At 44.4% G+C, this 15309-nt stretch carries 14 protein-coding genes; 9 read left to right on the forward strand and 5 right to left on the reverse strand.

Annotation, left to right across the window (positions count from 1 at the left end; genetic code table 11):
• Positions 1-392 precede the first annotated feature (392 nt).
• Positions 393-1847 (reverse strand): chemotaxis protein, encoded by a 1455-nt coding sequence (locus tag D0A34_17225; GenBank protein UNU20383.1) that lies wholly within the window; start codon positions 1845-1847, stop codon positions 393-395.
• A 420-nt stretch (positions 1848-2267) separates the two neighbouring features.
• Here D0A34_17225 and D0A34_17230 point away from each other — a divergent pair, with 420 nt between their 5' ends.
• Positions 2268-3290: a hypothetical protein gene (locus D0A34_17230; GenBank protein UNU20384.1), complete on the forward strand. Its 1023-nt coding sequence runs from the start codon at positions 2268-2270 to the stop codon at positions 3288-3290.
• Between the two features lie 383 nt (positions 3291-3673).
• Here D0A34_17230 and D0A34_17235 read toward each other — a convergent pair whose 3' ends face one another.
• Both D0A34_17235 and D0A34_17240 read right to left on the reverse strand, forming a co-directional pair.
• Positions 3674-4162: a hypothetical protein gene (locus D0A34_17235; protein UNU20385.1), complete on the reverse strand. Its 489-nt coding sequence runs from the start codon at positions 4160-4162 to the stop codon at positions 3674-3676.
• 170 nt (positions 4163-4332) lie between these two features.
• Complete coding sequence (locus D0A34_17240; GenBank protein ID UNU20386.1) at positions 4333-5361, reverse strand: isochorismatase; 1029 nt, start codon at positions 5359-5361, stop codon at positions 4333-4335.
• A 78-nt stretch (positions 5362-5439) separates the two neighbouring features.
• Between D0A34_17240 and D0A34_17245 the strand changes: the two genes are divergently transcribed.
• Together D0A34_17245 and D0A34_17250 are read left to right on the forward strand one after the other, a co-directional pair.
• Complete coding sequence (locus D0A34_17245; GenBank protein UNU20387.1) at positions 5440-6171, forward strand: TVP38/TMEM64 family protein; 732 nt, start codon at positions 5440-5442, stop codon at positions 6169-6171.
• Between the two features lie 16 nt (positions 6172-6187).
• The gene (locus tag D0A34_17250) at positions 6188-7723 is read left to right on the forward strand and encodes a mercuric reductase (protein ID UNU20388.1); all 1536 of its coding nucleotides are present in this window, start codon (positions 6188-6190) and stop codon (positions 7721-7723) included.
• A gap of 116 nt (positions 7724-7839) precedes the next feature.
• On the opposite strand, the gene D0A34_17255 is transcribed toward D0A34_17250, so the two are convergent.
• Together D0A34_17255 and D0A34_17260 are read right to left on the reverse strand one after the other, a co-directional pair.
• Positions 7840-8688 (reverse strand): polynucleotide kinase, encoded by an 849-nt coding sequence (locus D0A34_17255; protein UNU20389.1) that lies wholly within the window; start codon positions 8686-8688, stop codon positions 7840-7842.
• A gap of 236 nt (positions 8689-8924) precedes the next feature.
• Complete coding sequence (locus D0A34_17260; protein ID UNU20390.1) at positions 8925-10010, reverse strand: 2'-5' RNA ligase; 1086 nt, start codon at positions 10008-10010, stop codon at positions 8925-8927.
• 190 nt (positions 10011-10200) lie between these two features.
• Between D0A34_17260 and D0A34_17265 the strand changes: the two genes are divergently transcribed.
• The 6 genes from D0A34_17265 to D0A34_17290 all read left to right on the forward strand — a co-directional run bounded on the left by D0A34_17265 (position 10201) and on the right by D0A34_17290 (position 14991).
• The gene (locus tag D0A34_17265) at positions 10201-10761 is read left to right on the forward strand and encodes a hypothetical protein (protein UNU20391.1); all 561 of its coding nucleotides are present in this window, start codon (positions 10201-10203) and stop codon (positions 10759-10761) included.
• A 147-nt stretch (positions 10762-10908) separates the two neighbouring features.
• Entirely contained in the window at positions 10909-11910 is a 1002-nt protein-coding gene (locus D0A34_17270) for a hypothetical protein (protein UNU20392.1), read from the forward strand.
• 138 nt (positions 11911-12048) lie between these two features.
• On the forward strand, positions 12049-12285 hold the full coding sequence (locus D0A34_17275) for a type II toxin-antitoxin system prevent-host-death family antitoxin (protein ID UNU20393.1): 237 nt from the start codon (positions 12049-12051) through the stop codon (positions 12283-12285).
• Positions 12286-12547: 262 nt separating this feature from the next.
• Positions 12548-12787 (forward strand): hypothetical protein, encoded by a 240-nt coding sequence (locus D0A34_17280; GenBank protein ID UNU20394.1) that lies wholly within the window; start codon positions 12548-12550, stop codon positions 12785-12787.
• Between the two features lie 48 nt (positions 12788-12835).
• Entirely contained in the window at positions 12836-13807 is a 972-nt protein-coding gene (locus D0A34_17285) for a hydroxymethylbilane synthase (GenBank protein UNU20395.1), read from the forward strand.
• A 359-nt stretch (positions 13808-14166) separates the two neighbouring features.
• Positions 14167-14991: a serine protease gene (locus D0A34_17290; GenBank protein UNU20396.1), complete on the forward strand. Its 825-nt coding sequence runs from the start codon at positions 14167-14169 to the stop codon at positions 14989-14991.
• Positions 14992-15309 lie beyond the last annotated feature (318 nt).

A 15309-nucleotide genomic window follows, 5' to 3' on the forward strand; every position in this document is an offset into this window, starting at 1 on the left:
AACGAAACCTAAATATCGTCAAATTCTCTAAATTCTCTCCCCCACTCTTCTTCTCTCCCACTATTGATTGGGGTTCAAGTCGATCGCATAAATGTTAAAACCTAGTTAAGCGACCATATTCTGAACTTATAGAAATAGTAGTGACGCTGGTGCTGGGTTCGGTACTCTTAGTCTGGGGAATGCGGTTCGGGCTGGTGTTAGTTTGATCGTCCGTTACTGCTAACGATTTGTTTAAGGGCAGAAATTCGATCGTCCTGGCTTTCGGGATGCCATCGCCTGCGATCGTTTTGACTTGGATGCCGGCTGTTTGACAAGCTGGGAGGGCTGCCAGATCAATTCATGACTCAATGCTATCAATTGCTAGTCTGCTAGCCCAAAACACTCAGCGCCCTTTAGACCATTGAATTGAGATTTTGGGCTGCATCGTTCAATTGTTGAGTGCCTAATTTGGTTTGAGTAATACCACTAGCGGTTTCTTTTGCCGATAGGTTGAGGCTGTTCATCGCCTCCACTACTTGTTGAATGGCCACGGCTTGTTGTTGGGCAGTTAGAGAAATTTGTTGATTGTTCAATACCACATTATTAACAGCATTTGCTACTTCCGAGAAAGCTGCTGCCGTTTCTTGACTGATTTTGGTTCCTTCTTCTACTGTTTTAGTACCTTCCTGTGTCACCGTTACGGTGGAATTTATCGCCTTCTTGATATCACCGACTAGGCGGTTAATTTTCTCGGCAGATTTCTTACTTTTATCTGCTAGTTTGCGGATTTCTGTGGCTATGACGGTAAAACCTTTGGCGTTTTCGCCCGCCCGGACTGCTTCTACTGAGGCATTCAGTGCCAGCATATTTGTTTGATTGGCTAAATCTGTGACATCAGTAGAGATATTGCCAATCTGATGGGTTTGTTCGCTCAAGTTCAGAATTTGTGCCGCGATCGCCCCGACATTTTCTTTCAATATTGTCATTGATTCCAGGGTTTGCTCCACTGCTAGGGTTCCCTTTTCAGTGATCTTTAAAGCTTGCCGTGCAGATTCCGCACCAGCTTGGGCTTGGTGGGCTGATTGTTGGGAAGCCGCGCTCAACTCATCCATTGTGATTGTAGTTTGATTGACAGAGCTAAATTGCTGTGCGGCTGTGCGTTCCTGCTGTTCAACTGTGGCAGCAATCTCTGTGGAAGAACTAACAATCATATTGACTGAGTGATTCATTCTCTTTGCAATGCCTGAAGCAATCCACAGAGCGATCGCAATTGCCGTAAGTGCAGCTAAAGCAGTGCTTAAAATCACGACTGTAGTCAGGAACTGCAAAGCTTGAATTTGCTCTTTTTCTCTGTTAGCTAAAATCTGTTCCTGGGTGCTTTCAAACTCCTTAGCTATAGCATCAACCTGACGAAGCTTTGGTACAATTTGTGTCTTCCACAAGTTAATTCCCTCGTCTCGCTTACCTTGATCAACCAAAGAAAAGGCTTGTCTATAGCCTTGGTCTATCTTATCTTGTAATACATTCATTTCATCTAGCCGCTGGAGCTGCTTCGGGTTTTGAACCCGCTTAAGTAAATCCTGATAGAAAGAGTCAAAGCTGTTTACCCCTTCATTGTATTCAGTTAAGAAAGCACTCTCTTGTCTCAAAAAATAGCCGCGAGCAGCTTTCTGCATACCTGAGAATCCCAGTTCAAGATCTTTTATGCCTATAACAATAGCATTAGAATTGTTTAGAACTTTTGCTTTTTCTTCTACTCCTTTAGCATTAAAAAAAACCCAAGTAGCTGCTCCAACTGAGAGCAAAATCGGTATGGAATATCCCCACAGGATACGCTCTCTTAATTTGGTGGCTTTGAAGTTAAGCATCTTAAAGTTTTCCTATAATTACAAAAAAAATTACTTAATCCCCTTCAAATCAATGGGAACTCCATATCCGAGTAACATCCGGTTTCTCAGATTTAAGTTGGCAAACATAAGAATATCTCCTTTTGGGTTAGGTAGCTGAATTATCTGATTGTCAACCATTGATTCACACTCATCAATAAAAACCTGGCAAAACTTAATGTCGAGCAAGCGATGCAGGTCAAGCCTTTAGGATTAAGGGTTGTTCTACCTGCTTCAATTTTGGATAAATCCGCTTTATTCGATTGTAGCTAGAAATGGAGGAACGAAACCCAAACATTGTCAAATCTTCTCTCCCACTCTTCCTCTCTCCAACTATTGAGTGGGCTCCAAGTCGATCGCCGAGCGTGTTACAACCTAGTTAAGCAACAAAATTTTGAGTTCATGGAAATAGTAGTGACGCTGGTGCTGGGTTCGGTGCTGTTTGTCTGGGGAAGGCGCTTCGGGCGAGTGTTAGTTCGCTCTGGAGTGACGGCTAACGATTTGTTTAAGGGCAGAAATTCGATCGCCCTGCTGTTTTTGGGTTTTTATATTGCCTTGCTGCTACTGGCTCTAAATCTGCCTCAAATGCCAGCTTTGCCGATCGAGTGGCGCTTTCACGGGATGCAAGTTACTTGGACTTTGCTACGAGTGATGTTGATGGGAGTCTGCGGTATTGGCTTTAGTATAAGTTGGTTGACAGCGCGATCGCAAGTAATCGCAGTAATCTTAATTGGTTGCTTGGGATTGGCAGGATTTACAGGCGCTGAAAACTATTTTCTGGCGCCAATTTATGCTGATTTAATAAATAATTTGCAGCCCAACGGTGTTTTTCGACAAACATCTAACAGCAGTTGCGCCCCCGCGGCGCTAGCAACAGTGTTAAGGCGTTGGGGAATCGATGCGACGGAATCGAGTGTAGCGCGTTTTGCGGGGACGAGTCGCTTGGGAACTTCCATGCCACAGTTAATTATAGCAGCAAGAGCTTTGGGCGTAAATGCGATCGAATTAACGCCAACTTGGGAGCAAATTCAGCAAATTAATCGCCCCGGAGTGCTAGCAGTTTGGCTGTTTGACGGCCCTCGGAAGCTACCGCACGCGGTGGCTTTGCTGGGAATGAATGACAGTGTAGCTGCCATTGGAGACCCGGCGCGGGGCAGGATTTTCTATTTAGATAGGACAACTTTTGCCCAGATTTGGCGAGAGGAATACGTGCCGATTTTTCGTTCTGCGGATATCTTGTTAAGCAATCAGCAAGCTATTGACTATTTGAGTAAATTAGGATATAATTCTGGTAATTTGCAAGCAGATATTGAGCGCTTTCAAACAGATAAAAAATTAAAAATCAGCGGCAACTTAGACCGGATGACTGAGTTAATGTTGAGCGGCAGTTTTTTGGAAGGAGTCCCCCGATTGGATGGGAAATAGTTATTACAAATCATCAAGCGCAGAGGCACTCTTGACCGACAGAAAATAGGAATCATGCGGTTTTTTTTCAGACAATCTTTGAGTCATTCGTTCATAGCGATCGCAAATATTTGATCGCCCCAGCAGATGAGCGACGATCGCACCTTCGTAGCATGGCTGCATGAAATTACCCATATAACCGTAGGCAGTTGCATCTAATTCCTCCTCTATTTTTGGCGTTGCAGAATTTGAGGAGGATTCTTGTGGGGACTAGGGTTAGGCGTTCCGCCTGCTGTGAAAATACACGCCTTCGGGGTACGAGAGTCCATGCCACAAAACCATCAAAATCATCCCGCAATTATGCAACACCCTATTTTTAGGGTCGATCGCACCTTAGCCACGCCTCACCGTTTTTGACAATTGGGAACAGTTGAATCGCTCATTTTAGGCTCAGACAGCTTGACTTCCCATCCAGGTAAATTCCACCAATTAACTCGCTGATTCGGCTGAATCCAAAAGTTTAGTTGCGTAATTTTGCCATCCTCAAATCTGAGTGTGGGAAAGGTAGGATAACTGGTATCATCGGTTTCGCGATAAGTGCGTCCAAGGTAATTTAGGCAGGTCGTTAATCCCTCCGTAATTCCCAATTCTTCCACTCCCGTTCCCTTCAATTTGGCATCATCGTAGCTGAAAGAACCGTTGAATGAATTGCCCGCTAACCCGCCTTTGGTAACAGTGATAGTGAAATCGTAGGTGACGGGAGCTGCGTAGGCTTGGGTTGCAGTGACAACTGTGCTCAGAAGAGTAGTGGCGATTGCCACCGAGAGTTTTGAAATTGCGGGCACACTCGCAGCCCGATAAAGAACAACACTATAAATTTCGCTTTCAATCATCGGGAAACTCCTTGATTACACTTCTCTAGTAAGTGATTTAGCGGATATGATATCATAAGTAATCAGTTAAATGCGATCGCAGCAGAGTGCCAAGCGAACAAAAATTACCGCCTCTGGTGAATCATGTATACTTTTTTTTCACTGAAAACCCCAACAGAAAACACTCGTCTTTAATCGCCCAGAATTAACTCAGTAGATGGAACAATCTTCATTCCCGCCGCAGCAAATTTTTGATAAGCTGCATCTGCTTGTTCCGTAAAATCAACAACACCCGGAACAACCACAGGCGAAGTGCAATCTTCCAGCAAATAAACCTTCTTTGCCAAATTCGGATCTCGCGCCAAAATTTCCGTTAACAAATCATCAATTGTCCAAGCAACGCAGTGACTTTTGGCTTGTCCGGCAATAATTACTGCATCAAAATCGAGCAATTTATCAATAAACTTAGCATTCTTTTCGGCAATCGGATTGCCGTCGAATCCATCTAAAACTTCTGGGCGCAAAACAGAATAGTTTTCTGTCAGTGGATTCCCACCTTTGATTTCAAAAAGTGCTTGGCTGTTGCGGGCGATGCTGTGGAAAAATATTGCTTCTTCCACCGCAGAAACCAGGGCGTGTCCGATGCCGCCCAGCATCGAGTGATAGGGCCAAATTGTCAGGGGATATTTCCCATCGTCGCTAAGTTTTTTGACGTAGTGGCAAGCCTGTTTTTCCAGTGCTGAAAGATTGCCGCCGCTGATGCTGTCGGCGACGGCTGGATTGACTTTCCAAATGCCTTTTTGAACATCTTCGAGTGTAATAGAAGTTGCCGCTGGTAGGGGGTGTTCGCCTGCTTCGTCGATCCAAAAAATTGGATGAAAAATTTGCAGGGCGGTGTGGGTGTCCATTGTCGGTGCAATGGTGGTAATTGCATTTAAATTGCGATAGATGAATTCGCACAGCCGCAGGTTATCATCAACTGCACCGCTACCGGAACGCCCCCCGACAAATAATTCAAATTCGGGCAAACAAAAGGTATTTTGGGCATCGATTATCATCAAACAAATGCGGTTTGTGTCCTTTGTGGCTGGCTGGATGTTGTGCTGTTTGGCCCAATCTTTCGCTTGGGCGGCGCGTTCTCGGTAGGGGACTCGCCAGACTTCGCCTACTTTTTTCGGGTCGAAATGTTCGGGGGTTGGGAGTTGGGCTTTTGATGTCATAACCTATCGCTTGTAGGGTAGTTTACAGTAATAATTTAAGTTTGGAGTATAATGTTGATAAATATTTGCAGGTGAATCATGCCCAAAGAACGAATCCAAGATTATGCTAGGGTAAAATTTAAACGCATAGTGTTGTTTTTTTCGATCGCACTTTTGCTCGCTCTGTTAATTGTAGCAACTAGATCGGCCTACGTTCAAGATGTTTTGAGAACTCTGTTAATGCGGATCGAGGATTTAGGGTGGTGGGGGCCAGTGGCTTTTGTAGCTACTTATAACTTGGCTACTGTGCTGTTTGTACCGGGTTCGGTACTGACGGTGGGAGGGGGGGCGATTTTTGGTTTGTGGTGGGGTTCGGTTTACGTCTTTGCGGCGTCCACTTTAGGTGCTGTATTTGCTTTTGCGATCGGGCGCTATTTGTGTCGCGATCGCGTGGTAAAATATATGGAATCTCACCCCAAGTTTAAAGCTCTCGATCGCGCAGTTTCCCAACAAGGATTAAAAATAGTTTTTTTAACTCGCCTTTGTCCTTTATTTCCTTTCAATTTATTGAATTACGCTCTGGGAATTACTCAGGTTTCTTTGAAAGATTACGTGCTGGGTTCCTTTGGCATGATACCGGGTACAATTATGTACGTTTACTCTGGTTCTTTGGTGGGAGAGGTTGCTGCGATAGGCAGGGAAACTGTGTATGTAAGTCCTCAAGATTCCGCCGTAAAATGGTTGATTAATATTATCAGTTTTCTTGCTACAGTCGCTGTTACTGTCTATATCACTCGGATTGCCCGCAAGGCTTTGGATGAAAGTATTTAATTAGCAGGATTTGCCCATGTCGCAGTCAAAAGTCGAGCGCGTAACAGTTCCCCCGATGGACGAACACAACCAGAAATTAGTCTCCTATTTGCATCCGCCCGATTGGGTAAATCCGCAACCGGCTAGCAGTTATAATTTAGTAGTAATTGGCGCGGGCCCCGCTGGATTAATTGTTGCTGCGGGTGCGGCAGGTTTGGGCGCGAAAGTTGCTTTGATTGAAAAACATTTGATGGGGGGCGACTGTTTGAATGTGGGTTGTGTACCCTCAAAAGCTTTAATTCGTTCGTCTCGCACTGTCGGCGATATCTGGGAAGCAAATAAATTTGGTGTTAATGTTTCTGAAAGTGTAGAAGTGGATTTTGCTGCTGTGATGGAACGGCTGCGCCGCATCAGGGCGGGAATCAGCGATGTTGATTCTGTTCAACGATATCAGGAGAAATTAGGAGTCGATGTTTTTTTAGGTTCTGGTCGTTTTACTAGCAATAATACAGTTGAAGTTGCAGGTCAAACTCTCCGCTTTAAAAAAGCAGTAATTGCCACAGGTGCAAGGGCGCTACAACCGCAAATTCCCGGCTTGCAGGAAGCTGGATATTTGACAAATGAAACTGTTTTTAACCTCACAGAAAGACCTCAGCGTTTGGCAGTAATTGGCGCAGGGCCGATCGGCTGCGAATTGGCTCAAGCATTCCGCAGGCTGGGTTCGGAAGTCGTATTGCTGCACAAAAATGCTCAGATTTTAGATAAGGAAGATGCGGATGCTGCTAAAATCGTGCAGCAGGCTTTTGTACGCGAAGAAATTCAACTAATACTAGAATCCCAAATAGAGCGCGTTGAGAAAACAAATGCAGGCAAAGTAATTTATTATAAATCTCAAGGTAAGGAAGCATCGGTAACAGTAGATGAAATTATTGTGAGTACAGGGCGATCGCCCAACGTCGAAGGATTGAATCTGGAGGCTATCGGCGTCGAATATGACACACAAACAGGCGTCTTTGTCAACGATTATTTGCAAACTACTAATCCCCGCATTTATGCCGCCGGCGATATTTGCATGAAACATAAATTTACTCACGCTGCTGATTTTGCCGCGAGGATGGTGATTCAAAACACTCTATTTTTCGGACGCAAAAAACTCAGCGCTTTGACGATACCTTGGTGTACTTACACAAACCCGGAAATTGCGCGCGTCGGATTGGGCGATCGCGAGTTGCAAGCCGCAGGGATTGATATCGATACGTTTTTGATTCCTTTCGATAAAGTCGATCGGGCAATTATTGACGGCGAAGAGGAAGGATTTGTGAAAATTCACGTCAAAAAAGGCAGCGATAAAATATTAGGTGCAACTATTGTAGCGCGACACGCTGGGGATATGATCGGCCAGATTACTTTGGCAATGGTTAACAATATTGGTTTGGGAAAGATTGCTAGCACAATTCAACCGTATCCGACACAAGCTGAGGCAATTCGCAAAGCCGGAGATGCTTACAATCGCACTCGTTTGACTCCCTTTGTGAAGAATTTGTTTAATAAATGGCTGGCTTGGACGCGATAAATAATATCCAATCCGGTCGATCGCACGCGATATCTGTAGGACACGGCATTGCCGTGTCCCTACCCGTAACCCGTTCATTAACCGCATTTGGGATAATTTGAGAGAATTTTGGTATTTCAAAAATCCCCTTCATCTACTTGAAATACAGTCATTCCCAACGACCGCCACATATCAACAACTTGCTGGCGATCGTCCAACACAAACTTAACATTATATTTTCCTTCAATATGTCGCCGATAGAACTCCTCTTTAATAATCGAATCCTTCCTCATATCTCCGGTTTTCCGCATATAAAGACTGGCATAATTAACGTCGTACTGCTGCAACCATTTTTTAGTTTGAGGCTGAGAGTCATCCGTCCGGCCCGACACTACAATGATATTAACGCTAGACTGCCACTTGCGAACGGTATCTAAGACGGGCTGATTGGGCAAATCGCGATCGCACGTAGAAGCATCAAAAGGATTTCTGCCGTTGAGAAGCGCTAATGTGCCGTCCATATCAACAATAATTGCATCCGGCAAATCCGGGTTATATTTCGGCGGCGCAACGCGAACACGCACGTACTTATTGTACATCTTCATAATCACATCTTTGCCCACCGAATTAAGTCTTTTCAAATCCCGTTTAATACATTCCTCTACCGGAACTTGGAGAAAAGAATCATTAACTTCCACAACAGCTTTACCTTTAACCAACTCCTTGATATGCTCGATGTGAGGGCCAAAATTAGTATCATCAACAATGACGTGTTTGCCACTTTCCAAAGCCATCAAAATAATTGTATCTCTCAACTGCACAATAAACTTTTCATTGGCAGGCGACCAATGAGAAGCGTGAGCCATTTCTCTGAGCAAATCTTTATTGCTACGCACCCACTTGGCAGGTTCAGACAGCAACAATTCCCTAGCAAATTGAGATTTTCCCGAAGCAGGTAAACCGACAAGTACAATAACTCTTTTCATGGTAAGTAGAAGGAAGAAGGAAGTTCGGCAACGGATTCTGTAACGGATGTAACGGATGTAACGGATGTCAGGAAGAAGGAATAAGGAATAATGCTCATACAGCAAGCTTTTTAGCCACCTGTATCTTAGGTTTAATTAGGTGCATTTACTTCTTTATTCTGTCACCTAAATATAATGTTAATTTTCGTTTGCAGTGAAGATTTTAGTCCTCATTCAAGAAACGACTGTAGTCGTTACTACAAACCTAGATGGAGGTAATCTAAACCCAAGAGCTCCTCTATTTTATGGATCGTAACATCACGGAGAGCTTCTTTCACTCCCGCAACTCTTCGGGCCCGCAAAGAAAACAAAATCCCGGAATACGGCAAATGCTTTACAGCTAATGCAAAATCTTTCTGAACTTCGATATGTTCGTGCTGTCGGTAAGCTTCCTCGATTTCTTCAACCAAAGATTGATATTTGTCTTTAACTTTTTGATACAACTCACTCCACTCAGGAAAATAAGCTAAAAACTCTTCTCCTTCATTAGTTAAAACAATTTCTATCAGGCGGCGAGTCGAAAACCCTTCGCGCAGATGGGAAATCGCGACATATTGCGGAGACTTAACTTTAACTCTGTTGAAGTTAGCATCGCAGATAATATACCCTTCCGAATCCATCGGATCTAAATGTTGAGCCGCTTCGATAACTTCTTTCCAGCTAGTTAAAGGATAGGAAGCGACCAATTCCCAGCCATATTTATTGGCCCAACTACTCGGGTCTGTTTCTATCAGCGTTTGAGTGTTGCGAACCCCGTGCAGCACGATTTGATTGTTTTGTTGCTGGACAACTATTCTATTGTAAGGCGTCATCAACTCAAATATAAAACACTGGTCGGTTTCTTGTGGCAATTGATATCCCAATTCTTGCCAGACTTTCCAAAAAAGTTCCGCAAAGCTGAACCCAAAACCATTAACTTCGCCGGCCGCGTCGGGAGTGCCGCTAGATTGCACTCTCCATTCTCCCTTGTAAAAATACAGTACAGTCAGAGAACCGTCTAGTTTTTCATAAACTTTGGCATTTCTCCAATCAATTGCAGCGGCGTGAATTTCTCCGTAATTAAAAAATTTGTCGTAGGGATAAGAAACTATCTGCCAATCCTGAGATGAATCTAAAATAATGCCTCGGCACTGCTGGACTATTTTTTCGCCTAGGGGAGATTCTATCTGCGAGTATTTCAGACAGACTAAATCGGGATATTGGCGGTGGCGGGTAACTTTGATATGATAAGTTTCGGACAAAGTTTCCAATCCGTGCTGGCGCAAATACTCTTGCAGTTCCACGATCGACTCCTAAATTGCTCGCCTTCTCTATATTATATATGACTTCATATTCTGCCAACCTTGTCAAGATAGTCAAAAAACATTTTTCCCGGAAAAGCGAGTGTTAATTTGGTATTTTGAATTATGGTTGTACATACGTGAATGTGGTTCGCCGCCCAACTAAACTATTGGAATATTAAGGGAAAAGACCGTGAAGAATAAATTATTACTTTTGGCTACTTCTGCTTGTGTATTGACTGCTTTAGTACCTCCCTCGGTTGTTTTTGGATCTTCGCAATTGTCGCTGCGACAATCGGGAACAACACAAATTGCTCAAGGAGGCACTGCGTTTCCGGCAAATGAAATTTTGCGAAAGTTAAAAGGCAAAACGCAAGTGCCTATTTTTATTCCCACCAGGATTCCGGTTTCGCAAAAAATGTACTATCCAACTACAGCAGAAGCAAACAGCTATACTATTTCAATCGAGTATAAACCAGATTGTGGCGGTACGACAGTTTGCACTTTTGGGTCAATTCAAGGTCAAAAAGGCGGGGAGTTTACTACAAAACTAGAAGGGGTAACTAAGACGTTAAAAAATGTCAAGCTTGCGGGCGGAGTGAAAGGAGTTTTTCATAACGGTTGCGGGGCTTACTGCACAGCAACTCTTGAGTGGAAAAGTCAGGGTTTTATGTATACCGTAGCCATTAAGAACGGACGAGAATCTGATTTAATTTTAATAGGAAATTCTGCTATTCAAGCTGGGAAGCGTTAAGTTTAGCAGTCTGGGAGGGACAACTTCTATCTGTAGGGTGCGTAAGGGCGCACCTTACCGTTATTGTATGATATATCTTAACTCGCACTCGCCCCTTACAAGATGCTATTGTTTTTTTTGCGCTGACCTACTTAGGGGGAAATCAGGATGAGGGGAAGATGGCTATTTGCGGCGATTTTTGCTTGTGTGGTGACTGCTTTTACGATCGCACCTTTGACACCAAACTCAGCGTTAGCAAGGACTGAACTCCCGATTACAGAAATCCGCTGGTTTAATTATTCCCCTGAAGATAGCTGGCAACCTATACAATTTATTGTACCCGATCGCAACACTGCAAAATCGGCCGGCAGCCGCAAGTTGCGGTTGTACGATGTTCATATTGCCAAGATGTTTGAGATTTCTCATTTTCTGTGCGATCGCGATCGTGCTTCTGAAGGTTACAATTGGTCTTATCAAGCGGAAAATGGCAGTATTGAGATGGGACGCTTCAAAATTAGCTGCAACCTCGCCCGTTCCATAGCCACAGCTTACGGGTTAGGGAAACCAGAAATTACAGCGATTCGCCGCAGCTTCAACCTGAAAAACGGCCGCCCTTCTATTGCGGTAGAAAAATATTCGATTCCCACTCTCAACATTGCTAAAAATAGAGTTGTGCAGTGGAGGGATTTTGTGGGAAAGTTTTCCCCAATCCCGGATAAGTCAACAAACCAAGCTAACAGTATTTTCCCTGCAAGTAACATTTCTAGGCAAATCAAAAGCAAAACGCGAGTGCCTGTTTTTCTTCCGAGTATACTTCCTTTATCTAACACTCAGCAAGTTGATTTTGATGTGCAAGCAGGTTCCCACGGTTACATTGTGGAAATGTATTTAGGCAAAGGATGCCGCGGGGGAGCCTGTTATTTTGGTACCATCGAAGCTAAAAGAAATGAACCGTTTTCGCCTCCTTCGCGATTGCCGCAGGATACTTACAGAAGCATTGAATTGGCCGGCGGCATCAGGGGAATTTATTTCAATAATTGCGGTGCTTACTGCACTGCTTTTGTTGAGTGGCAAAGGCTGGGGGTGCTGTACCGAGTCACAAGGAAAAACGGACGGCAGCAAGAAGTTGTCCAGATAGCAAATTCTGCACTTCAAGCAGGGCAACGTTAAATTTTGCGGGAAAAGGAAAAACAAACGCGCGAGCGAAGCTATCTTCCTGCAGGAGTTCCCGAAGGGTAGGGAATCGACTTTTTTCGCATTAAATATCCCGTTGCTGTACACTTAAAAAGTACCTAAAAAACTAATGAGATGCCTGCGATTAGCCTTGAAGAAGCCAAGCAGAGTCTGCAAGCTATCTTGGAAAAGGTGGCCAAAGGCGAAGAAGTGACGATCGTACACGAAGGCCAAGTAGTAGCTCGCGTAGTCCCGCCGCTATCCAAGGAGCAGCGCTTAGCTAGACCTAAAGCATTCCGAAACTCCATTAATGTCAAGGGGGAGCCGATGAGTGCAACAGTCATTAGGCTAAGGGAGGAAGCGCGGTATTGATTTATATAGATACTATTAAAGTAAAATTCAGTTATTAATTGCCGTAGCTGAGGGCTAAAAGTTCGAGATCCCTTTGGTCACCGAAGCTGCTACAAATAAATCCGCTCGCCCTTTTCCCCTCGCCACTACATTTCTCTCTCCAAATCGCGCAACTTTTGAGCTAATTTTTTCTCGCTGCAGCTAAGCTAACTCCTCATGTCAACCAGGTTCATCCGGCTCTAAGCTAGGTAAATCCTACATCGCCGGCAGCCTTTGCTTCGGAATGTCGATCGCCCTCGTGCAAGCGACGCCCAATGCTGGATGGGAAACATCATCAAGGCTTACGGCTACTGGCGGTCATACGATTTTAGATTTTAGATTGGCAATGGCTTATTATGTAAAGGTTTGGAACTTGCCTACCGTTGCATCCTTTTTTCAAACTGGCGGTCAAAATCTGGTATTTCTCTTTTATCGCCCGAATTGTCCCAACCAGCAATTAAAGTCCCCACCTGCGGTACGCTAGATCAGGTGAATATATTGGCTGATTTCAAGCTATCCTCCGATCGATCTTATGTCCCCAACCACATCTGCCCCTTCCCGAACCGTTCGCATCGGTTCTCGCAAAAGCCAACTCGCTCTCGTGCAAACCCACTGGGTGCAAGAACAGCTACAGAAACACTTCCCGGAACACACTTTTGAAGTCCACACCATGTCAACCCAAGGGGACATAATTCTTGATGTCGCCCTCGCTAAAATTGGCGATAAAGGACTTTTCACCAAAGAATTAGAAACGGGGATGATTAACAATGAAACGGACTTTGCCGTTCATTCCCTCAAAGATTTGCCTACCAATTTGCCGGAAGGTTTAATTTTAGGATGCGTCACCGAACGGGAAAATCCCGCTGACGCCTTGGTAGTTCACTCCAAGCACAAAGACAAGCAACTCGACACTCTCCCAGAAGGTTCCGTAATCGGCACTTCTTCCCTGCGGCGGCTAGCTCAACTGCGACACCATTTCCCTCATTTTGAATTTAAAGATATTCGCGGCAATCTCAATACTCGACTCGCTAAATTAGATGAGGGCGGTTACGACGCGATTATTTTAGCAGTTGCTGGTCTCGAAAGATTGGGAATGGGCGATCGCATCCACCAAATTATCCCTGCTGAAATCTCCCTTCACGCCGTCGGACAAGGTGCTTTGGGCATCGAATGCCGCGCTGGAGATACAGAAATCATGGCAGTGATTAAAGCTCTCGAACACTCGGAAACTGCCCAAAGATGTTATGCCGAACGCGCATTTCTGCGGGAATTAGAAGGTGGCTGTCAAGTGCCGATCGGCGTCAATACCAAAATAGAAAACGGTCAATTAACCTTAACCGGAATGGTATCGAGTCTCGACGGCAAGCGGTTCGTCAAAGATACTGTTTCAGGCGCTGCCGAGACGGCTGAAATGCTGGGAATTGACCTCGCTCACCGCCTGCGCCAACAGGGTGCTAGTGCAATTTTGGAGGAAATATTTGTCCAAGTTCAACGTGGTTCCTAAAACCGATCGGCATCTATTTGTTAAGGCTTTGAGACGCGAGCTATCGCCTTTAGTAAAATAAAAATAACAGGCGGTTCGCTTTGGCTTTCATAGGTAGAGTAGCAGTCTGATTGTAGATTTTTGGTGGGGATTTTAGATAGGACTTGCGCGATAGATTTCAAAAATATCTGACTAATTTAGGACGCTCCGCACGGGTGTTAAGCAACCCGGTTTCTGATGTAAGTCTCGCTGTATAGCCCAAGATTTATGGTAAAAACCGGTTTTTTTTCGTGAGTCCTATAGTTCTTAACCTACCCACCCACAATCTACAATCAAACATCCAAAATTAATCAGCAATTTATTTCAGGTAAAGGCAAAATATGAGCGCTAGAGAAATTCAATTAAAGCTGGAATTGAAAAAGGTTCAGCAACTGTATAGCAAAATGCAGGCAGACCAACAAGCTTTGCAGAAGCAGTTGAAAGAGTTCAAAACTCAAGCAGGAAATTTTTCGGATGTAGTCGAGCAAGTCTTGCCGTCCGTAGTGTCAATTTACGTCATGGATTGGGATACAGAAGAAGAGATTTCTTCTGGAAGCGGGTTCTTTGTATCGCCGGACATAATTGTCACGAACTATCACGTTGTAGAAGATATTGCCGATCAAGATTACTTCTATGAAGAAGATGAAATCGAACAGGTTTTAGTCGAAACTCACGACGGAAAATTGAGATTGGCCGAGGTGGTGTTTACTGGTAATGCTGAAGAAGATTTAGCATTACTCTTAATTAGCGATTTTACCTTCGACCCGAATACAGGGGAACAAGTGGATTCTCCCCAAGAATATCCTCCCCTCGAGTTGTCTTTTGATGTGAAAGTGGGAGATAGAGTAATTGCTGTGGGCAATCCTTTGGGGCAGTTTGCTTCAACTGTAACTCAAGGTATTGTGAGTGCAATTCGCGAACCCGAGGAATATGAAGAAGGCGACGAAGAAGATGATGTTGCTGAGGTGAAGGTGTTGCAAACTGATGCGGCGATTAATCCGGGCAATTCCGGCGGGCCACTGATTAATATGGCAGGTCAAGTGGTTGGGGTGAATACGTGGGGATGGGAAGATGCTGATAATATTAATTTGGCGATCGCCTCTGAAGCTTTGGATGATTTTCTAGCAGGATTTGAGGAGACTTTTGAGGACAATTCTCAGAATTAGTCGGGAGTTGTCCGGGGAGCATCTCACATTTGTAAAAACACTTCTTTTGGCTCATTCCTTCTTCTTCTTTCCTCCTGCCTCCTGTATCCTGTCTCCTGCCTCAAAACTCCAATTTCTAGCTTGGCTGCTTTCATTGAGATGCTCCCCTTGTCCGTAATATGTGATTCGAGCGTTGGCGAAGCCCTCGAAGAGGATCGCTATTTTTCTCAGAGGGGATGAAAAAGGCGATCGCTATTTCCTTAATTACATACTGATGGCTTTGCGTGCAGTTTTACTAATGCGTAAAGGTGAGCAGACTGCATACAATTTTTGATATTT

The organism is Microcoleus vaginatus PCC 9802 (assembly GCA_022701275.1).
Classification (GTDB): domain Bacteria; phylum Cyanobacteriota; class Cyanobacteriia; order Cyanobacteriales; family Microcoleaceae; genus Microcoleus; species Microcoleus vaginatus_A.